Origin of the sequence: Streptosporangium heterodermiicola (assembly GCF_051390675.1) — a bacterium.
GTDB lineage: Bacteria > Actinomycetota > Actinomycetes > Streptosporangiales > Streptosporangiaceae > Streptosporangium.
This window is the reverse complement of the sequence record NZ_JBPJSR010000002.1, coordinates 312,153-331,662: the sequence shown is the minus strand read 5'-3', so window position 1 is coordinate 331,662 and position 19,510 is coordinate 312,153. Positions and strand designations below refer to the sequence as shown.

The window sequence follows — 19,510 nt, the reverse complement described above, 5'->3', positions numbered from 1 at the left end:
GGGTGGTGATGACCCGCCCCGGAGGGCCCCGTTCGCGCCGACGGGCCACCGCCTGTCCCCGGGGGGGTAGGTCAGCGGGCCGGCGGGCCGTACGCCCCACGGGGAGCGCGTTGACGGGCGCCCCGTGGGGGAACGAGTTCAGCGGGCGGCGGTCTGCCCCGTGGGGGGTTCGGCGCCCGACGGCTGGGACGTCGGGCCCAGCCGCATCCGCATCGCGTGCTCGACGAGGGTGATGAGCACCTCCTTGCCCGACTCCCGCTGCCTGGCGTCGCACAGCACGATCGGGATGTCCTCGTGCAGGGTCAGCCCGAGCCTGACCTCGTCGAGCTCGTAGCGGCGGGCCCCGTCGAAGCAGTTGACCGCGACGATGAAGGGCGTCTCGCGCCGTTCGAAGTAGTCGAGCGAGGGGAAGCAGTCGGCCAGCCTGCGGGTGTCGGCGAGGACCACCGCGCCCAGCGCGCCCAGCGCCAGCTCGTCCCAGAGGAACCAGAAGCGCTCCTGTCCCGGCGTGCCGAACAGGTAGAGGCGGTAGTCGTCGCCGATGGTGATGCGGCCGAAGTCCATGGCGACCGTGGTGGTCTGCTTGGTCTCCACGCCCGACAGGTCGTCGACACCGATGCCCCGGTCGCTCAGGGTCTCCTCGGTGCGCAGCGGCTCTATCTCGGAGACCGCGCCGACCAGTGTGGTCTTGCCCGCGCCGAACCCGCCGGCGACCAGGATCTTGATCGCCTTGGGCAGCTTCACCCGCCCGGCGTCGCGACTAGAGCGCACGGAGTCCATCGAGCACCGCCCTGTACAGCCTCTCGTCGTGCATGTCCGTCTCCGAATGCGGTTCTTGCATGGCGATGAATCCCTGGTCGAGCAGGTCGCTGAGCAGGACACGGACCGTGCCTGCCGGAAGGTTCGTATGGGCCGCGATCTCCGCGACCGACTGGGCCTGCAGGCAGAGCCGGACGATGGCCAGGCACTCCGGGTCCAGGCCCGGTTCCCTCGACGAGACCTGCCGGATGGTCACCACCAGGGTGATGAGGTCGAACCGGCCGCGGCTCGGTTCGGTCCGGCCCCGCGTCAGGACGTACGGCCTGACGATCGGCCCCGCCTCGTCGCCGACCCACTGGGACTCGGGCTGCTCGTCGAAGATGCTCATCGTGTGCCGTCGCCCCTGAAGGAGTCTCCCCTGAGGGAGTCGCCCCTGCGGGACTCCGCCCCGAGGGGCTCGCCCCGGTAGGCGTCACCTCTGGGAGGGTCGCCCTTGAAGGAGGATTCGGCCGTCCTGGTGGGCGAGGTGAGATACTGCCCCACCCGGGTGACGAGCATGGCCATCTCGTAGGCCACCAGGCCGACGTCGGCCTCGGCGGCGCAGAACACCGCGAGGCAGGCTCCCTGCCCGGCGGCGGTGACGATCAGGTACGCCGTCCGCATCTCGATGATGGTCTGGCGCATCGGCCCGCCGCCGACGCGGTCGCTGACCCCGCGGCCCAGGCTCTGGATCGCCGATCCGACGGCGGCCAGATGCTCGGCGTCGGCCGGGGAGAACCCCGCCGACGCGGCCAGCAGCAGGCCGTCGGTGGAGAACACGATTCCGTGCTGAGCTTCCTCCACCCGCGAGACCAGGTCGTCCAGCAACCAGGCCAGGTCCGTGAAGGATCCTGTTCCCTGCACCACTCGTTGTCCTCTCCTTCTGCCTGCCGACTGTCGCGTCGCCTGTTCCCGGCGGCTCGTCGGCGCCTGCCTGGCACGCGCGTACTGGGGTCGTCCACCGGGATCACACGGCGGTCCCGCCCTCGTCCACCGGATCGCCCTCGCGATCGAGCAGCTGGGCGGCGTCGTCACGGCCTCGGCGCGTACCGGCCTGGAAGGACGACATGGCCGCGCGGATCGTCTCCGGCGAGCGCTCGTCGGCGTCGTCGGCCGGGGGCGGGGCCACGGGCTCGTCCTCCTGCAGCGGGGCGGCGAGGTGGGTCTGCGGAACACGCCTCGGCAGGCCACCCGGGGTGTGGCTGCTGTCGGGCGGGGGCAGCACGGGCGGCAGCGACGTACCGGAGCCGCCCGGACGCGCGTGGGCGCCGGAGTCGTCGAGGCCTCCGCCGGGAACGCCCGGCGCGGCGGGAGATCCGGGGTGCGTGAAGTCGGGCAGCCGGCCGGGGGCTCCGGTCTCGGGCATCTGCCTGAGCGCCGAGGGGTCGGCGAAGCGGCCGGGGAACGTCGGGTCGGTGAAGCCCTCCGCGGGCGCGGGACCCGCGGAATGCCGCCCGGAGGGCGCCTGGTCGGCGAGAGCGGACGGAAGGCCGGGATCCGTGGGACGGCCGGAGCTCGGCGGGGTGAAGAAACCGCCGGGGTCGGCGACGCCGCCGGGGGACGCCGGGTCGGCGAGAAGGCCGGAGGGCGCGGGGCCCGCCGGGTGCGACCTGCCGTTGGCGGGCGGCGCGGGCTCCCACGCCTCCGGCCCGGTGACGGGAACGTGCTCGCCGATGACCTCTCCCTCCGCCCCCACGGGCCGCCCGGGGCCACCGGCGATGCCGAGCGGGTCACTCACCCTGCCGCGGACCGCGGCGACCGCGGAGGTGGCGCCGTTCAGCTCCGCGCCGTTCATCTCCGCGCTGCTCGCCGTGCGCGCCTGCGGCACGCCGACCCCGACGGAGGGAGCCGGGTCCTCCTCGCTGACCAGTTCCTGCGGGATGAGGACGACGACGGTCGTGCCGCCGTACGGGGAGGACTTGAAGGTCACCCGGATGTCGTGCCGTTCGGCCAGGCGGCTGACGACGTACAGGCCGAGGCGGGCGTTGCCGGAGAGCTTGAGCTCCGGGGGGTTGGCGATCCGCTCGTTGGCCTCCGCGATGTCCGCGGGACTCATGCCCAGCCCGCGGTCCTCGATCTCCAGAGCGTAGCCGTGCGCCACCAGGTATCCGCCGACCTGCACCGTCGTGTAGGGCGGGGAGAAGGAGGCGGCGTTCTCGACGAGCTCGGCGACCAGGTGGATGACGTCGCTCACCGCCCGGCCGTCCAGCGAGACCTCTCCCAGGGGCATCACGTCGACCCGGGTGTAGTCCTCGATCTCGGCGAGGGAGCCGCGGACCACGTCGATCATCGGGACCGCGTCGCGCCAGGCGCGGCCCGGCGCCGCGCCGGAGAGCACGAGGAGGTTCTCCGCGTAGCGCCGCATGCGGGTCGCCAGGTGGTCGAGCCGGAACAGGTCGCGCAGCTCCTGCGGGTCGTTCTCGCGCCGCTCCATGACGTCGAGCACGCTCAGCTGGCGGTGCACGAGCGACTGGGTACGGCGGGCGAGGTTGCGCAGGATGTCGGCGATGTCGCGGCGCAGCTGCGCCTGCTCGGCGGCGACCTTGATGGCGGTCCGCTGCACGGCGTTGAACGCCTGGCCGACCTGCCCGATCTGGTCGTCCCCGAACTTGAGGGGAGGCGCCTCCGCAGCGACGTCCACCACCTGCCCGTGGCCGATCCGCTCGACCACGGCGGGCAGCCGCTCGTTGGCGAGCTCCCAGGCGGCGGCCCGCAGCTTCTCCAGCTGCTGGACCAGGGCGCGGGCCGTGGTGATGGCCAGGACGACCGAGGCGATGACGGCCACGAGCCCCAGGCCGCCGGCCAGCGCGAGCCGCACGACGACGCCGACGGCGACCGGGCCCGACCGCTCGACCACCCCGCTGCCGGCCGTGAGCACGGCCTGGGTGAACTTGGTCTGCGCGGACTGGGCGTCGGAGCTCCACCGCGTGACGTCGACCACCCCGGCCGACACCACGTTCGGGTCCTCGATCAGCTGGTTCTCCATGCCGCGCAGCCGGGTGAACTGCTCGCCGGCGACCAGCCGCCGGTAGGCCTCCTGGTCGGCGACGGGCAGCTCGGCCACCGCCTGGTCGGTGAGGAAGCGCCGCGTGCCGACCATCTGGGTGAACCTGACCTGCTCGCCCTCGGCGAACCGGCCCGCCGTCAGGGCGCCCATCACCAGGGCGTCCTCCTGGGACAGGATGTCCCTGGCCCGGTTCATCGCGATGAGCGTACGGGTGTCCTTGGCGAGTTCCTCGTCGTCCAGCGTCGCCAGCGAGTCGTAGACGCGGAAGATCGAGTCGATGATGGCGGTGAACTCCGTGGCCGTCCAGGTCCGGTTGACCCGGCCGGCGTCGATCGCCTTGCGCGCGGCGGGCAGGTCGTCCATCAACCGCCGGGTCTCGCCGATGCGGCGCTCCAGGGCGGGGGTTCCGAACAGGTCCACCCCGCTGCCGGTGGTGAGCTTCCTGAAGTGCGCGTCGGCGGCGTCGGTGCGCTTGCGCTGGGCGGTCATCGCCTCGCGCCGCTGGCGTTCCGTGCCGACCGATCCCAGGGTGACCGCGGTCAGCCGCCGCTCGGCCTGCAACTCGACGATGAGCCGCTCGCTCGGGTCGGCGACCTCGGTGTTGAGGGTCGCCACGCCCAGCATGTTCAGACCGTCACGGACCGTCACCCATGCCGTGAACGCCCAGAGCGCGGTGAGCGACACCAGAAGTGCCGTGACCTTGGTCCGCAAGCTCGCGTTACGCAAGCGCATGGTATCCACCCCGGGAAGGATAAAGAAAATAGACGGCATTTTTTCGTGGCGGTTGACAGGCACCGGTCAAGCAGGTCAAACGGTCGCCGCATCGCTGGGATCAGCGGGACACCCCCACATCACACCCGCCGAACCCTAGCAATGTCACTAAAAACCCTCAAGGCGGACAGAGTAGATGCGCCCTTCTGTCCTGTTTTTAATTCACGGTCAATTCTCAATACGCGTCATCCCCCGGAATGGCGAGCGCGCGGCGCGCCAGGTGCAGCGCTCCCAGAACGGCCGCCCTGACGATCGCAACCGGTAGATACAGGTCTTTGTCCACCCAAAGTGACGGTGCCGCACTGTCACGGGCGGCCAGCAGGTGCCGGTACCCGCGCTCCACGGCCTCCCGCCACCGCTCCTCCCGGGCCGTGCCGGCCAGCAGCAGGGTCTGCAGCGCGTAGGCGGTCTCCTCCGTGGTGCCCTCCCACAGGCCCCACGACCCGTCCCCGCGCTGGGTGCCGAGCACCCAGTCCACGGCGTCGCCCACCGCGCCCGCCGAACCCGCGCCGCCGAACTCGCGCAGCGCGATCGCGCAGCAGGCCGTGGCGTAGTACGGCGAGACGTGCCAGCGGTCCGTCCAGCTGCCGTCCGCCCCCTGGCGGTCGCGCAACCAGGCCGCCAGCTTGGCGACGACGGCCGCGTGGCGGGGCTCTCCCCCGCACCGACGCAGGTACTCGCCGAAGGCGTCGAGCACGTGCGCGTTGGTCGTCGGGGACATCCCCTCCTCCCCGCGCCAGGTGCAGAAGTGGGTCTCCAGCTCGAACGGCCACAGCCCCTCCGGCTCGCGCGGCTCGCCGAGCAGCGCCAGCGCGTACAGGGCGACGGAGGTGGTGTCGGCGTCGGCTGGCAGGCCGGGGCCCGTGGCGACCCCGTCGGGGCCGAGCCCGTCCCGCAGGCTCGCGACCAGCTCCGGCGACACGTCCACCGGGACTCCCGCGCGCCGCAGCCAGCTCAGCGTCCAGCCGCGCTCGAACACGGTGATGGGCGTGGTGCACGGCACCGGCCCGCCCGTGGAGGCCACCACGGCCTCCAGATACCGCCGTACGGCGACCTCGTCCCCGGTCCTCCGCGCGTCACGGTCCCCGGCTCCGGTCCTCCGCGCGTCACGCTCCTCGCCCCCGGCCTTCGGCGCGGTGCGGTCCGCGGTTCCGGGGGCGGCCGTGACTCCGGGCCGGGGCCCGGGGGGCCCAGAAGACCCGGAGGACCCGGAGGACCGGGAAGACGCGGCCAGCCAGGCGGCGCTCGCCCCCGGGGAGGCCCCGGCGGCCGCCATCCCGCCGGGCATCGGGGTGGGGCGGATCCCGGAGGCGGCCGTCGCCTCGGGGCCCGCGACCTCCAGGGCGTGGACCAGTTTCTGCGGGATCGCCGCGCCCGACGCCAGCCAGGCCCGCACCGCCGTCAGCTTGGCGTCGCCCATGCCCGGGGGCGGTTCCGGCCCCTCCCCGTCGAGGTGCCCGTCGATCAGGGCGAGCAGGGACGACACGATGAGCTCGATCGCGGGCGTGTCCGGCGGCCAGGCGGCGGTGAACGACCAGTTCCTGACGGCCTCCAGCCCGCGGTCGGCGGCCTTGGCGAGGAGGGCGGGACTCGCGGCGGCGTCGCGGCCGAGCTCGGCCAGCAGCGCCTCCACCGCGCTCAGGGTGGGGACGAAGGCGTGGTCGCCGGACGAGGACCAGCCGCCGTCCGCCCGCTGGGTGGCGAGCAGGAACTCGACCCGCTCGGCGTGCCCGGCCATCCAGGGCGCCAGGCTCACCATCCGGCCGGTCTCGTACGGCGAGGCGGACACCTGACCCCAGGGCTCGGCCAGCAGCCCGGCGACCAGTTCGCGCGCCTCGGCGGCCGCGTCGATCCCCATCTCGATTCCCACGCCGATCCCGGAGCCCATCCCGGTGCCGAGCCCCGCGCGGTCCTTCACGCCGGTTCTCGTACCGAGGTCCGTGGTGGCGAGCAGCCCGTCGACGCTCACAGAGTCCCCCAGTAGTCGCCGACCTGGTAGAAACCCGCGCAGAAATCCATTTGCCGTTCCATGTAGCCCGCCAGCTCCGGCTGGGCGGCCCGCAGCGGGGCGAGCAGTTCCCGGCTCCGGGCCGCGAGCCCGGCGATCCGGCGCTCCACCTCGGCGCGGTCCACGCCGAGCAGCAGGACGTTGAGGTCGCCCCAGGCGACGTCCCGCTCGTAGGTGCCCAGGTCGTTGAGGAGGCGGATGACCCGCTGCACGGCCCGGCCCGCCTCGCGCAGCGCGCCGGCGTCCGCGACCGCGCCGGAGCCCGTGACGTGGATCCAGTGGGCGGCGAACACGTAGGAGAAGCCTAGGTTGTCGGCGTTGCCGAGATACTCCTCGTAGGTCGGCGTGACCTTGTCGGTCTTCCAGCGCCACTCCGTGAGCATCCCGTCCAGCATGCGCCTCAGCTCGTCGCGCCAGACCGGCCCGAGTTCGGCGAAGGCGGGCGAGGACGCGAGCTCGTCGCGGATGTCGCCGAGCATGCGGGTGAGGTCGTCGCCGGGAACCGGCGGGGCGCCGCCGGCCACGTCCAGACACCGCCGGGCGATCCCCTCCACCTCGGACGACGAGGTGGCGACGTAGTCGACGAGCCAGTCCAGGCCGAACGCCCAGAGGGAGACCTTGTTCGCCGTCCGCAACTGATCGGCGTCGAACCAGGGGCCGCCGAACGCCATGGCGAGCGAGAGCGTGCTGTACAGGGCCGCGTCGAACGGCTTGGCGGAGAACAGGCCGGGATAGGTCTCCGCCCACTCGCGCATGTCCCGCTGGGACCGCCCGGCGCGGGCGCAGATCGCCCCGGCCTCCCTGGCGTCCGACCGGACACCGGGGTCGAGGCGGGCATCCGAGCCGGACCGGACGCTTGGATCGAGCGGGACGTCCAGATCGGACCGGGCATCCGGGCCGGGCCGGGCGCCGGGATCGAGCTGGGGTGTCATCGCAGGGCCCCGCTCCGGTCGCGGCTCTTGAAGGACACGCCCAGTGCGACCTTCTGGCGGGGGCGCAGCGAGGCGGCCCAGCCGGTGTCGAACGGCCCGGGGGTGCGCACCGACATCCGGAACCGGCTGAGGATGCTCGCGACCACGAGCGGAGCCTCCACGTAGAAAAGCGGCTCGCCCAGGCACCTGTGCGGGCCGCCGCCGAAGGGGAAGTAGGAGTAGCGGTGCCTGCGCTCCTCGCTCTCCAGCCGGCCGGGCGCGAACCGCTCGGGGTCGAACTCGTCCGGGCGCTCCCAGAACTCCCCCAGCCGCTGGGTGGCGTACGGGCTGACCAGCACCGAGGATCCGGCCTTGATCCGCACGCCGCCGATCTCCGTCTCCTCCATCACCCTGCGGGGCAGGAACCAGCCCGCCGGGTACAGGCGGAGGGTCTCCTGCAGGACCATGCGCGTGTAGACGAGGTGGGGGATGTCCTCGGGCACGGCCGGTCCCTCGCCGACCACGTCGTCGATCTCCGCCTGGAGCCTGGCCGCCACGTCCGGGTGCTCCTCCAGCAGCAGCCACAGCCAGGTGAGGATCATCGCGGTGGTCTCCGAGGACGCGGCGTACACGCTTACCAGCGCGTCGCGGATCTGCTTCTCGGTGAGCCTGTCACCGTTCTCGTCGACGGAGCGGCAGAGCACGGAGATGACGTCGACGTTGTCGTCGGGTTTCGCCATCGCCTTTCTCACGATGGGGAACACCACGTCGTCGATCGATTCGACGGCCTTCAGAAAGGTCCGGTCGCCGGGGATCCGCATGAAATACGGCATGAACGGCAGGAGAATCCGATAGACGAGAGAATAGGACGCCTGTTCGAAGGCGGGGATGATGCGTTCGCCGTCCTCCCGGTTCAGCTTGTCCCCGAACAGCACCCGGTTGACGATGTAGCTGAGGATCCGGGACATCTCCGTGGCCGCGTCGAAGTCCCGTCCCGACGTGACGTACTCGTCCCATTCCTCGACGCGCCCGGCGACGCGCCTGGACACCTCGTCGGCGATCGTGGCGACGTACCGGGCGGTGAACAGCGGCTGCAGGACCTTGCGGCTGTTCTGCCAGTGCTCGCCGTCGCTCATGACGCTGTGCCCGAAGAGCCGCTCCAGGGGGCGCCAGAACATGCCCAGACGCTGGTGTTTCGTCCATTCGAGGCGCATCACCTTCTGGACGTGGTCGGGGTGGGTGACCAGGTAGGGACGGAAGGGCCCCAGCTTCAGCCGGAGGACCTCCCCCTGCGACTCGCGCGCGAACTCGGCGAGCGCGCCCGCCGGTTCGCGAAGCAGTTTCGGCAGGGCCCGGTGCATCGGAACGGATCTCGCCCGGCGGCCGGTGCGGGCGTGCACGTCCATGGACATAGGTAAACGTCTCCCACCTCGTGTGACGTGAATTCGCGCAGCACGAGACAACCGCCCGCACGGGTGGTGCGGGCGGTCTTCGGAAACGGGACATCCCACCTGCCCCGCGCCCACCCGGGGCGTGGATAAGGACTGGTCAACCGACGGATCGGGGACCGATCGGCCGACAATCCCAGGACGCTCCGGGCCTCCTCGCCTGTCTCATTCTGTGTTTTACACGCTAAAGCGCATCACATCACAACATTAGTTAATCTTCGCACGAAGTATCACATGACTCACTAGAAGTGATCAAGGTCGTATAGAATATAAATCTTGCCACTTTCGGACACGAGCCTTGTTAACATGCGCTTAACACCGGCGCTTTAATGGCCGATCAGGCGCCAATCGTGCGATGACCTGGAGTAGCCCAGAGTGACGCCGGTCTCGCGGCCGGAATCGTCAGCCGTCCTTGGCGAAGGCCGCGAGGACGCGGTCGGCGGCCAGCGACGGGGTGAGGGTGCCCTCCTGGACCTCGCGCTCCACCCCGGCGACGATCGCCGCGACCTCGGGGTGCTCGCGCAGCCGGGTGAGCAGCCTGTCGGTGATCAGGGCCCAGGTCCAGCCGACCTGCTGGCGGCGGCGGCGCTCGGCGAGCTCCCCCGAGGCCTCCAGGGCGTCACGGTGCCGGACGACCCGCTCCCAGAGCTCGTCCAGCCCGTTGCCGGTGAGCCCGCTGCAGGTGAGCACCGGGGGCGTCCGCTCCGCGCCCAGCAGGCGGAGCGCTCCGGCGAGCTCCCTGGCGGCCTTGCGCGCGTCCAGCTCGTGGGGGCTGCCCTCGGACCCGTCGGCCTTGTTGATCGCGATCACGTCGGCGAGCTCCAGCACCCCCTTCTTGATGCCCTGGAGCTGGTCGCCCGTCCTGGCCAGGGTGAGCAGCAGGAAGGTGTCGACCATGTCGGCCACCGCGGTCTCGGACTGGCCGACGCCGACGGTCTCCACGAGGACGACGTCGTATCCGGCCGCCTCCACCACGACCATCGCCTCGCGGGTCGCCCTGGTGACCCCGCCCAGGGTGCCCGAGGTGGGCGAGGGGCGGATGAAGGCGTCCGGGTCGACCGCCAGGCGGGACATCCTGGTCTTGTCGCCCAGGATGCTCCCGCCCGTACGGGTCGAGGAAGGGTCGACGGCGAGCACCGCCACCCGGTGCCCCCGCCCGGTCAGCCGGGTGCCGAGCGCGTCGATGAACGTGGACTTGCCGACGCCGGGCACGCCGGTGACGCCGACCCTGCGCGCCGCGCCGCCGAGGGGGGTCAGCTCGGCGAGCAGCCGCTGGGCCAGGTCCCGGTGGTCGGCCCGGGAGGACTCCACCAGCGTGATCGCCCGCGCGATCCACGCCACGGACCCCTCCTTCACCCCCCGGACGTAGTCCTCAAGCGTCCGCGTCATGGCCCGGCCGGGTGAGAGCGTCCGCGTCGTGGCCCAGACGGGTGAGCAGGTCCGCCAGCAGCCCCCGGGCGGCGTCGGCGATCACGGTGCCGGGCGGGAAGATCGCGCTCGCGCCCGCCGCGCGCAGCGCGTCGAAGTCGCCCGGCGGGATGACCCCGCCGACCACGATCATGATGTCGTCGGCGCCCAGCGCGGCGAGCGCCTCGCGGAGCGCCGGCACGAGCGTGAGGTGCCCGGCGGCGAGCGAGTTGACGCCGACCACGTGCACGTCGGCCTCGACCGCCTGGCGGGCGACCTCGTCGGGCGTCTGGAACAGCGGGCCGACGTCCACGTCGAAGCCGAGGTCGGCGAAGGCCGTGGCGATCACCTTCTGGCCCCGGTCGTGACCGTCCTGGCCCATCTTCGCCACCAGGATGCGGGGGCGGCGGCCCTCCAGGCGCTCGAACTCGGCGCAGGCCGCGCGGACTCCGTCCACGCCCGATCCCACCTCCTCGCGGTAGACCCCGGTGATCGTACGGATCTGTGCCGCGTGCCGCCCGAACACCCGCTCCAGCGCGTCGGAGATCTCCCCGACCGTGGCCATCGCGCGGGCCGCCTCGATCGACAGCGCGAGGAGGTTCCCGTCGCCCGCGGCGCCCTTCGTCAGCGCGGTGAGCGCCTCCTCCACCCGGTCGGGGTCGCGCTCCTCGCGCAGGCGGCGCAGCTTCTCCAGCTGCTGGGCGCGTACCGAGGTGTTGTCGACCTTCAGCACGTCGATGGGCTCGTCGACGTCGAGCCGGTACTTGTTGATCCCGATGACCGGCTGGCGCCCGGAGTCGATGCGCGCCTGGGTGCGGGCGGCGGCCTCCTCGATGCGCAGCTTCGGCAGCCCCTGGTCGATCGCCCTGGCCATGCCCCCGGCCGCCTCGACCTCCTCGATGTGGCCCCACGCCCTGGTGGCCAGCTCGTGGGTGAGCCGCTCGACGTAGTAGGAGCCGCCCCAGGGGTCGATCACCCGGCAGGTGCCCGACTCCTGCTGGAGCAGCAGCTGGGTGTTGCGGGCGATCCGCGCGGAGAAGTCGGTGGGCAGGGCGAGCGCCTCGTCGAGGGCGTTGGTGTGCAGCGACTGGGTGTGGCCCTGGGTGGCGGCCATCGCCTCGACGCAGGTGCGGACGACGTTGTTGTAGACGTCCTGGGCGGTGAGCGACCAGCCGGAGGTCTGCGAGTGGGTCCGCAGCGAGAGCGACTTGGGGTTCTTCGCCCCGAACCCGGCCACCAGCCGCGCCCAGAGCAGCCGGGCCGCCCGCAGCTTGGCGACCTCCATGAAGAAGTTCATGCCGATGCACCAGAAGAACGACAGGCGCGGCGCGAAGGCGTCGATGTCCAGGCCCGTCTCGACGCCCGCCCGCAGGTACTCCACCCCGTCGGCGAGGGTGTAGGCGAGCTCCAGGTCGCAGGTGGCCCCGGCCTCCTGGATGTGGTACCCGGAGATCGAGATCGAGTTGAACTTCGGCATCCTCTCGCTGGTGTACGCGAAGATGTCGGAGATGATCCGCATCGAGGGGCCCGGCGGGTAGATGTAGGTGTTGCGGACCATGAACTCCTTGAGGATGTCGTTCTGGATGGTCCCGGCGAGCTGCTCGGGGGCCACCCCCTGCTCCTCTGCGGCCACGACGTAGAGCGCGAGCACCGGGAGGACCGCGCCGTTCATGGTCATCGACACGCTCATCCTGTCGAGGGGGATCCCGTCGAACAGCTGCCGCATGTCGTAGATGGAGTCGATGGCCACGCCCGCCATGCCGACGTCCCCGGCCACCCTCGGGTGGTCGGAGTCGTAGCCCCGGTGGGTGGCCAGGTCGAAGGCGACCGACAGGCCCTTCTGCCCGGCGGCCAGGTTGCGCCGGTAGAAGGCGTTGGACTCGGCCGCGGTGGAGAACCCGGCGTACTGGCGGATGGTCCAGGGCTGGTTGACGTACATGGTCGGGTACGGGCCGCGCAGGTAGGGGGCCGCGCCGGGGTAGGTGTCCAGGGAGCCGAGCCCGGCCAGGTCGGCGGCGGTGTAGAGCGGCTTGACGCCGATCCCCTCGGGCGTCTCCCACACCAGCTCACCGGGATCGCTCCCGGTGGCCTCCCGCACCGACCGCGCCCAGGCCTCCGGGCCGGAGCCCGGGACCGCCGGGCGGGGGCCGAGTTCGATACCGGAGAAGTCGGGAATCATCGAGCCACCCCCAGGTCGTCGAAGGTCGTCCGGAGCACGCCGAGCGCGTCGCACCCCGCGTAGAGGTTGGCGTCCACGCCCTCGAACTCTCCCTTCCCCGCCAGCCAGACCTTTACCGCCCCCGCGCCCCGCAGCGCGGCGGCCACCGCCTCGGCGTGCCCGGCGTACAGCCGGTCGCTGGAGCACAGGCACGCGACCTTCGCCCCCCCTGCGGCGAACGCGGCGGCGATCTCGCCGGGGTCCGTGACGGCGCCGCCGGTCACGGTGGCGATGCCGCCCGCCTGGAACAGGTTGGCCGCGAACGACGCCCTCGCGGTGTGCGCGGCCACCGGGCCGATGGTCGCCAGGAAGACCTTCGGGCGGGTCTTCTGGGCGTCGGCCAGGTCGCGCAGCGCCTCGAACTCCTGCGCGTAGTGCACCCCGGCGCTCCCCGCGTTCCCGTCGGCGCCGGCGGGCCTGGGCCGCCTGTTGAGCGGTCTCTCGGCCAGGTCGGGGAACTCGCTGACGCCGGTGATCGGGTCGCGGCGCCTGGCGATCGCGGCCGCGTGCCGCTCCCAGGTGGCGGCGAGCCGTTCGGCGACGAACCCGGAGGCGAGGGCCTCAGCCATGCCCCCGCCGCCCCCGGCGCGCTCGATCTCCTGGAACCACGTCCAGGCCCGGCCCGCCAGGTCCTCGGTGAGCCGCTCCACGTAGAAGGAGCCCCCGGCCGGGTCGATCACCCGGGCCACCCCGGCCTCCTCCACGAGCAGCGACTGGGTGTTGCGCGCGATGCGGCGGGCGAAGGCGTCCGGCAGGCCGAGCCGGGTGTCGAAGGGCTGCACGGTCACCGCGTCGGCCCCGCCGGTCCCGGCCGCGAAGCAGGCGAGCGTGGTACGGAGCATGTTCACCCACGGGTCGCGGGCGGTCATCATGGCCGAGCTGGTCACCGCGTGCTGCCGCTGCGCCGCGCCGGAAACCCCGGAAGCACCGGAAGCCCCGGCAGCACCGGAGACACCGCACACCTCGGCGACGCGCGCCCAGAGCCTGCGGGCGGCCCTGAGCTTGGCGATGGTGAGGAACTGGTCGGCGGTGGCGGCGTACCGGAACTCCAGCTGCCCGAACGCCTGCTCCATCGTCAGTCCGGCGCCGACCAGGGTCCGCAGCGCGGCGACCCCGGCGGCGACGGAGCAGCCGAGCTCCTCCGCGTCGCCGCCCCCCGCCTCGTGGTACGGGGTGGCGTCCACGACGACCGCCCTGAGACCCGGGTGGTCCCTGACGCAGCGGCGGGCCAGCTCGACCGCGGTCCGCGCGTCGGCGAGGGCGTCGGCCCCCAGGCTCCCGGTGAGCGCCACCGGCCCACCGCCGGGCGTCGAGACCCCCCGTTCCGCGGCCAGCGCGAAGAGCGCCTCGGCCGCCTCGCCGGTCCGCTTGCCCGCGTCGAGCGTGATCGAGACCAGGTCCAGGTAGACCGGCGCCAGGGCGCGGGGCAGGTCCTCGGGGGCGAGGGTGAGCCACAGCGAGGTGACGCCGTTCTCCAGGTCCGCCAGGATCGCCTCGGGGTCGGGCTCCTCGTGGCGCTGCCGCACCTCCCAGCCGCCCTCGGGGCGGGAGCCGCGGACGTAGGGGGCGGCCCCGGGAAGGCCCGGGTCGCCGGGCAGGTCGGACGCGTCGTAGATCGGCGCGATCGTCACGCCGTCGTGGGTGGTGGAGGCCAGCGCCTCCTCGGGGGAGCCGGTCTCGACACCGGACTTGCGCAGCACCCCGAGCGCCAGCTCCCGCCACCGGTCACGGGTGACCGGTGGGAACTCGGCGGCCGATCGAGGTTCCTCAGGCGGCACCGTCATGCACGGATACTAAGCGCCACCCGGCCGGGAACTCTCCCCGGGTTCGGGGCGAATACCAACAGTGGGGTCAACAGTGGGGTCAATAGGGGGGTTCGTGGATCGTTCCGAAAGGAGGCGTGCGGGAGCGAGGGATCGCCCGGCGACGCCGGGGGTCCCTGCGGAGCAGCCTGAGGTGTCCGTACGAGAAGGCGACGAGCGCGTCGACCACCTCCTCCAGGTCCGGGTAGCGGCCTGGACCTTTCCCCCGCTCCCCCCGCCGACCGGCTGACCAGCGGGGAGCCCCCGTCGCCGGTGACGCCGCCCGGCGGGTGCCGCTTCAGGACCCGCTGCCCGGCGGCGACGCCGAGGCGCGCCGCCGAGGAGCCGGTCATGCGGCGGATCGGCCCCGACCAGTGGGTGGCCTGCCACCACCCGCGGGGGGCGACGGTCAGCTGACGGGGTCCTGCCGGGAGGCCTCCCGGGCGGAGGTGCAGGTGACGGGGTCCTGCAGGGAGGCCTCCCGGGCGGAAGTTCAGCTGACGGGTTCCTGCCAGGCGGCGTTCCAGGTGGCGCGGTCGACGGCGCCGGTGACGGGCAGGCCCTTCTCCTTCTGGAACTTCTTGCAGACGTCACTGGAGCCCGGGCCGTACAGGCCGTCGACGTCGATCGCCCAGCCCCGGTCGCTCATCTGCCGCTGCCAGGTGCGGACGTCCTCGCCCTTCATCACCGGCGGCTGCTTGAGCGTACGGCCGGGGAAGGAGGGGTGCGGCTCCGGCGGGTTGGGGGCCCCGCCGGGGCGGGGGGCGCCCCGCTTGACCCAGGCGTACAGGGGCTCACCGGGGCAGCTCGTCGAGTAGCCGTCGCGGTGCCCCTTGATCTCCTTGCCCGCGCCGCCCTTGTCCCTGAGGTATTCGATGGCGTCCAGGATGCCGTGCAGCACGCCGTCGGTCGGCTTGGTGAACCCCGAGGAGCCGACCAGGCCGAGCACCGCGTAGTGGCCGCTGTTGAGCCCGGAGCCGTTGGCGGCCGGGACGTGGTGCGGGCCGCGCCCCTCGAAGACCTTCCGGTGCGGGCAGACCAGCATGGTGTTGCCCGTGAAGTAGACCGATCCGTCACGACGCGCGAGCCAACTCTGATTCTCGGTACGCGGGCACCACACCTCACCGAGGTACTTCTGCCGGCCGATCTCGAATTTGGCGGTTTTCCTGGCGACCGCACTTCGCGGAGCGAAGTTCCGCTGTTGCCGGATGGTGACCAGCCACATATCCGTTTTGCAGCTCCGGGTCGGAGGCCTGCGCCGAAGCGATGCGGCCTTTCCTGACAGGATAACCGCGAACATGAACGCTTCCGCGGCGGCCCGGTTCTTCTGCGCCAACTCATCCTTCCCAGCATTGTCGGCGAGCAAAGATATTTCGATGAACAAGGCGAGCTGGGCTTTGGTCAGTGCGAGCAGGAAGTCAAATCCAGGAACCCCGTCGGGTGCCATCTCCAGAAGATGACGGCCCGCGTCGGACGAGAGGTGGAACTCCACAAGATGCCGATTGACAACCTCACGCCAACGCGGGACACCATCGGTTCGGCGCCCGACGCGAGGGAATTTTTCGACCGGAGAACCGAACAATTCACCGAGGGCCGACCTGATACTCGCGACATTCGCAGAATTATTCGATGACTGACAGATGGCCACACTGGTGGACTTGCCGTCACGGGCCGCCTTGACGTGCCCTTCGGTCCAGAACCAGGCGAGCACCTCGACGAATGCGTCAGACCACTTCGCCTCGGTCGGCAGGTCAGCGCATGGGGCGGCTATCGGGATCCGGTCCCAGTAGCCGATGGTCTCGGAAGTGACCCACAGCCGTTCGTGACCGGTGACGGATCGCCGAGCCCTGCCAATGGGGAGCCATTTTCCGTCAGGGCCTTTTTGCCGTTCGGTACCGGTACGCCGACGATAACGCTCGACGGGCCAACGATGATGCGGTGTCGTCAGCGACGAGTGAGAAACTCCTTCCATCCGCACCATGTCTCGCTCCATCGCCGGGAACACACACACCTCAAGGACGGGCTGCCACTCGGACATCGCCGTTTCGTGATTCAAGGTGAGCGCCACGTCCCCCGCACGGAGATCCCCGTACGATTTCCAGCCTTCACGGGTAAGAATCTCTGTCCGCTCATCGACGCAGTAGCCGATGTCCATCCATCCATTTCCATCCATATGATGGTTTTGGATGGACTTCACCAAGGCAATACATTTTTTATGGTCATCGACTATGGCCGGGTCAACCTGCCCGCCGGTGTAGTGGACCTTTACCCCCTTGGTGGAGGAGATCGACGAGTATGAACCGCGAGGAGGGCGAGCCCCCCAGTCGCGACGGGGCACGATGTCAGCCACAGGTGTCTCCAGGGGGGCAGGCGACGCGAAAAGCTCAAAGATGGCACAACAGACACTATCGGTTACCCTCCGCCACATGGAGTGGATTGATCCAAGTACCATCCGTCACTGAACCACCACACACGGCTTCGAGAATGATCTGGTGCGGGCGTACCTCTTCCAAACGCGGCGGCGCCGAAACCATGGATCGACGGCCAGCTGGTGACGGCTGACGCCTCTCACGGAGATCGCTGCGCGGTCTGGCACTTTTCAGTGGTAATCACGCTGACCGAATCGCATGGAATCGTCCCGAGAGTGCCCCCTACTCCGAGACAGGCACGGATAGCCTTGCCCCCATGGTCATGACCCCCCTCACCCCCGGCGACCCGGCCAGGCTCGGCGCGTTCCAGCTGGCCGGGAGGCTCGGTGAGGGCGGCCAGGGCGTCGTCTACCTCGCGCACGCGCCCAGTGGCGAGCGGGTGGCGGTGAAGGTGCTGTTCCGCGGCGACACCGTGTCCCGGACGCGGCTCGCCCGCGAGCTGTCCGCCCTGGAGAGCGTCGCCCCCTTCTGCACGGCACGCGTGCTGACCGCCTCCGTGGACGGCCCTCTCCCGTACGTGGTCAGCGAGTTCGTCGACGGCCCCTCGCTGGAGGAGAGGATCCGCGAGCGGGGCCCGCTGCGGGGCGGCGAGCTGGAGCGCCTGGTGGTCGGTACGGCGACCGCGCTGGCGGCCATCCACGCCGCCGGGGTGGTGCACCGCGACTTCAAGCCCGCCAACGTGCTGCTCGGCCCCGACGGCCCCCGGGTGGTCGACTTCGGCATCGCCAGGGCGGAGAGCGCGGCCACCACCGCCTCCGGCCTGATCGGCACCCCCGCCTACCTGTCCCCCGAGCAGATCAACGGGGCTCCCGCCTCGCCCGCCTCCGACGTGTTCGGCTGGGCGGCCACCATGCTCTGCGCGGCGAGCGGCAGGTCCCCCTTCGGGGCCGACACCGTGCCGGCCGTACTGAACCGGATCGTCAACCACCACCCGGACCTGTCGGCCCTGCCTCCCTCGTTCGCGGGGCTGATCGCCTCCTGCCTGGACAAGGATCCCGCCCGCCGCCCGACGGCCCGCGCGCTGATGGTCGGCCTCGTCGATCCCGGCGCGGCCGGCCTCTCCCCCGAGTCCGCCGGGTCCGTCGAGAACCTGGCCAGGATCGGCAGCCGGATCGCCGCCCCTCCGGGACGGTCGGCACTCACCACCCGGGAACCTCGTCGCGGCTCCCGGGGGATCGTCGTCGGCGCGGTCCTCGTCACGGTGTCCCTGCTGGTCGCCGCGGGGATCGCCGCCTGGTTCGCGCTGGGCGCCCCCGAGACCGTCGTCGGGGACACCGACCGGGCGACGCCGTCACCCTCGACCCCCTCGACACCCTCGTCCTCGGCACCGTCGCCCTCGCCGTCCTCGCCGTCCTCGTCCGGGAGCGACGCCCCGCCCAGTCCCGAGCCCTCCGGCACGAAGGGAAGCGGGGACGAGGTCCCCGCCGCCTTCGCCGGGACGTGGGCCGGCGACGACGTCTTCTCCCCGTTGTCCTCCGGTACGAAACGGATCGAGGTCACGCTCAAGGAGGGCGACGACGGAGCCGAGTGGGCGGAACCGGACAGCGGCTGCAAGGGACGGATCACCCTGGCCAAGGTCGCCGCCGACGAGCTGACCTTCACCCTCGGCTCCGGCACCGGCTGCGTCCCCGGCACCGTGTGGCTCAAGCGCAAGGACGGGGCCCTGACCTACACCTGGAAGGACGTCCCCGGCCCCGGACTGGTCACCGAGACCGGCGACCTGGCCAGGGCCGGAAGGAACTGATGACACCCTGGCCGGTCATGATGCCGACGACGACGATCACCGCTCCCAGGGGCTGGTTCCACGTCAGCGTCTCGCCAAGGACGACCACCCCGAGGACGACGCCCACCAGCGGGGTCAGGTAGGTCACCGTCGAGGCGGTCGCCGCCCCCCACCGGGCGATGACCGAGGTGTTCCACACGTAGGCGAGCCCCGTGCCGAAGACGCCCAGGGCGGCCATGCTCGCCACCACGGGCAGGTCCAGGCGTACGGGACCGGCGGCCAGCAGCGGGCTCAGCACGAGCATGATCAGGGCGGCCACGGTGACCTGGGCGGCGGCGATGGTGGGGACGTCGTGGCCGTACGCGAAGACGAAGCGCCGCGTGTAGGCGAAGGAGAGCCCGTAGCAGAACGTCGCCCCCAGGCAGGCGGCCTGCGCCCACCAGGGGCCGGTCTGCGCGCCCAGGTTCCACGGGGCCAGCACGACGACGACACCGGCGGCGCCGAGCAGCAGGCCGAGCACCCCGGCCGCGCCGAGGCGCTCCTGCCGCAGCGCGGCCAGGGTCACGAGCATCGTCATCAGGGGCGTCGTGGCGTTGTAGATGCTGGAGAGCCCCGAGGGGATGTACTGCCCGGCCCAGGCGAACAGCAGGAACGGCACCACGCACAGCATCAGGGCGATCACCCCCATGTGCCCCCAGAACACCGGCTGCCTCGGCCATCTCCTGCGGGTGACCAGCATGATCACGTTGAGGGCGAGCGCCCCCAGCGCGAGGCGCCCCAGCACCGTCTGGGCGGGTGAGAGGCCGGTGAGCGCCACCTTGATGAACAGGAAGCTGGCCCCCCACGTCAGGGCCAGGGCGAGGTACTGGACGAGGACGGACCGGCCCGCGGGGTTCGGTACGGTGCCGGTCACCGGCGGGGAGACGGTTACTTCACGGGCACGGGTCACGGGGACAGTCTCGTCACCGCCCGGATCATGCGTCCAATG

At 71.6% G+C, this 19,510-nt stretch carries 13 protein-coding genes and 1 pseudogene; 2 read left to right on the top strand and 12 right to left on the bottom strand.

Annotated features, from left to right (window positions below; translation table 11 throughout):
• Nucleotides 1-138: 138 nt before the first annotated feature.
• From ACSC1Q_RS05285 to ACSC1Q_RS05240, 10 genes and pseudogenes are all read right to left on the bottom strand, one after another.
• Nucleotides 139-780, bottom strand: coding sequence for a GTP-binding protein (locus ACSC1Q_RS05285; protein WP_436757506.1), 642 nt, complete (start codon nt 778-780; stop codon nt 139-141).
• Nucleotides 761-1,147, bottom strand: coding sequence for a DUF742 domain-containing protein (locus tag ACSC1Q_RS05280; RefSeq protein WP_350966776.1), 387 nt, complete (start codon nt 1,145-1,147; stop codon nt 761-763). The genes ACSC1Q_RS05285 and ACSC1Q_RS05280 overlap by 20 nt, the downstream gene beginning before the upstream one ends.
• Before the next feature lie 119 nt (nt 1,148-1,266).
• Nucleotides 1,267-1,665 (bottom strand): annotated as a pseudogene (locus ACSC1Q_RS05275) (roadblock/LC7 domain-containing protein); the annotation flags it as partial.
• Nucleotides 1,666-1,765: 100 nt separating this feature from the next.
• Entirely contained in the window at nt 1,766-4,537 is a 2,772-nt protein-coding gene (locus ACSC1Q_RS05270; protein ID WP_436757505.1) for a sensor histidine kinase, read from the bottom strand.
• Nucleotides 4,538-4,751: 214 nt separating this feature from the next.
• Entirely contained in the window at nt 4,752-6,545 is a 1,794-nt protein-coding gene (locus ACSC1Q_RS05265) for a prenyltransferase/squalene oxidase repeat-containing protein (protein ID WP_436757504.1), read from the bottom strand.
• Nucleotides 6,542-7,516 (bottom strand): terpene synthase family protein, encoded by a 975-nt coding sequence (locus ACSC1Q_RS05260; RefSeq protein ID WP_436757503.1) that lies wholly within the window; start codon nt 7,514-7,516, stop codon nt 6,542-6,544. The genes ACSC1Q_RS05265 and ACSC1Q_RS05260 overlap by 4 nt, the downstream gene beginning before the upstream one ends.
• Complete coding sequence (locus ACSC1Q_RS05255; RefSeq protein ID WP_436757502.1) at nt 7,513-8,901, bottom strand: cytochrome P450; 1,389 nt, start codon at nt 8,899-8,901, stop codon at nt 7,513-7,515. Before ACSC1Q_RS05255 ends, ACSC1Q_RS05260 begins: the two co-directional genes overlap by 4 nt.
• A 444-nt stretch (nt 8,902-9,345) precedes the next feature.
• Complete coding sequence (meaB, locus tag ACSC1Q_RS05250) at nt 9,346-10,332, bottom strand: methylmalonyl Co-A mutase-associated GTPase MeaB (RefSeq protein WP_436757501.1); 987 nt, start codon at nt 10,330-10,332, stop codon at nt 9,346-9,348.
• Nucleotides 10,316-12,529, bottom strand: coding sequence for a methylmalonyl-CoA mutase (gene scpA, locus ACSC1Q_RS05245; RefSeq protein WP_436757500.1), 2,214 nt, complete (start codon nt 12,527-12,529; stop codon nt 10,316-10,318). The genes meaB and scpA overlap by 17 nt, the downstream gene beginning before the upstream one ends.
• Complete coding sequence (locus tag ACSC1Q_RS05240) at nt 12,526-14,352, bottom strand: methylmalonyl-CoA mutase family protein (RefSeq protein ID WP_436757499.1); 1,827 nt, start codon at nt 14,350-14,352, stop codon at nt 12,526-12,528. The genes scpA and ACSC1Q_RS05240 overlap by 4 nt, the downstream gene beginning before the upstream one ends.
• A 231-nt stretch (nt 14,353-14,583) precedes the next feature.
• Here ACSC1Q_RS05240 and ACSC1Q_RS05235 point away from each other — a divergent pair, with 231 nt between their 5' ends.
• On the top strand, nt 14,584-14,787 hold the full coding sequence (locus ACSC1Q_RS05235; RefSeq protein WP_436757869.1) for an oligopeptide/dipeptide ABC transporter ATP-binding protein: 204 nt from the start codon (nt 14,584-14,586) through the stop codon (nt 14,785-14,787).
• A gap of 76 nt (nt 14,788-14,863) precedes the next feature.
• Here the strand turns inward: ACSC1Q_RS05235 and ACSC1Q_RS05230 are convergent, their stop codons facing one another.
• Nucleotides 14,864-16,720 carry a peptidoglycan-binding protein gene (locus tag ACSC1Q_RS05230; protein WP_436757498.1) on the bottom strand — a complete coding sequence of 619 codons (1,857 nt, stop codon included), beginning with the start codon at nt 16,718-16,720 and terminating at the stop codon, nt 14,864-14,866.
• A gap of 335 nt (nt 16,721-17,055) precedes the next feature.
• Between ACSC1Q_RS05230 and ACSC1Q_RS05225 the strand changes: the two genes are divergently transcribed.
• Nucleotides 17,056-18,543, top strand: coding sequence for a serine/threonine-protein kinase (locus tag ACSC1Q_RS05225; protein WP_436757497.1), 1,488 nt, complete (start codon nt 17,056-17,058; stop codon nt 18,541-18,543).
• On the opposite strand, the gene ACSC1Q_RS05220 is transcribed toward ACSC1Q_RS05225, so the two are convergent.
• Complete coding sequence (locus ACSC1Q_RS05220; protein ID WP_436757496.1) at nt 18,503-19,471, bottom strand: DMT family transporter; 969 nt, start codon at nt 19,469-19,471, stop codon at nt 18,503-18,505. The two genes, ACSC1Q_RS05225 and ACSC1Q_RS05220, sit on opposite strands and share 41 nt — an antisense overlap.
• Nucleotides 19,472-19,510: the final 39 nt, after the last annotated feature.

What these genes read in the sequence shown, in the direction of transcription:
- ACSC1Q_RS05285 (WP_436757506.1), bottom strand. Translation starts at nt 780, where the DNA reads ATGGACTCCGTGCGCTCTAGTCGCGACGCCGGGCGGGTGAAGCTGCCC.
- ACSC1Q_RS05280 (WP_350966776.1), bottom strand. Translation starts at nt 1,147, where the DNA reads ATGAGCATCTTCGACGAGCAGCCCGAGTCCCAGTGGGTCGGCGACGAG.
- ACSC1Q_RS05270 (WP_436757505.1), bottom strand. Translation starts at nt 4,537, where the DNA reads ATGCGCTTGCGTAACGCGAGCTTGCGGACCAAGGTCACGGCACTTCTG.
- ACSC1Q_RS05260 (WP_436757503.1), bottom strand. Translation starts at nt 7,516, where the DNA reads ATGACACCCCAGCTCGATCCCGGCGCCCGGCCCGGCCCGGATGCCCGG.
- ACSC1Q_RS05255 (WP_436757502.1), bottom strand. Translation starts at nt 8,901, where the DNA reads ATGGACGTGCACGCCCGCACCGGCCGCCGGGCGAGATCCGTTCCGATG.
- meaB (WP_436757501.1), bottom strand. Translation starts at nt 10,332, where the DNA reads ATGACGCGGACGCTTGAGGACTACGTCCGGGGGGTGAAGGAGGGGTCC.
- scpA (WP_436757500.1), bottom strand. Translation starts at nt 12,529, where the DNA reads ATGATTCCCGACTTCTCCGGTATCGAACTCGGCCCCCGCCCGGCGGTC.
- ACSC1Q_RS05240 (WP_436757499.1), bottom strand. Translation starts at nt 14,352, where the DNA reads ATGACGGTGCCGCCTGAGGAACCTCGATCGGCCGCCGAGTTCCCACCG.
- ACSC1Q_RS05225 (WP_436757497.1), top strand. Translation starts at nt 17,056, where the DNA reads ATGGTCATGACCCCCCTCACCCCCGGCGACCCGGCCAGGCTCGGCGCG.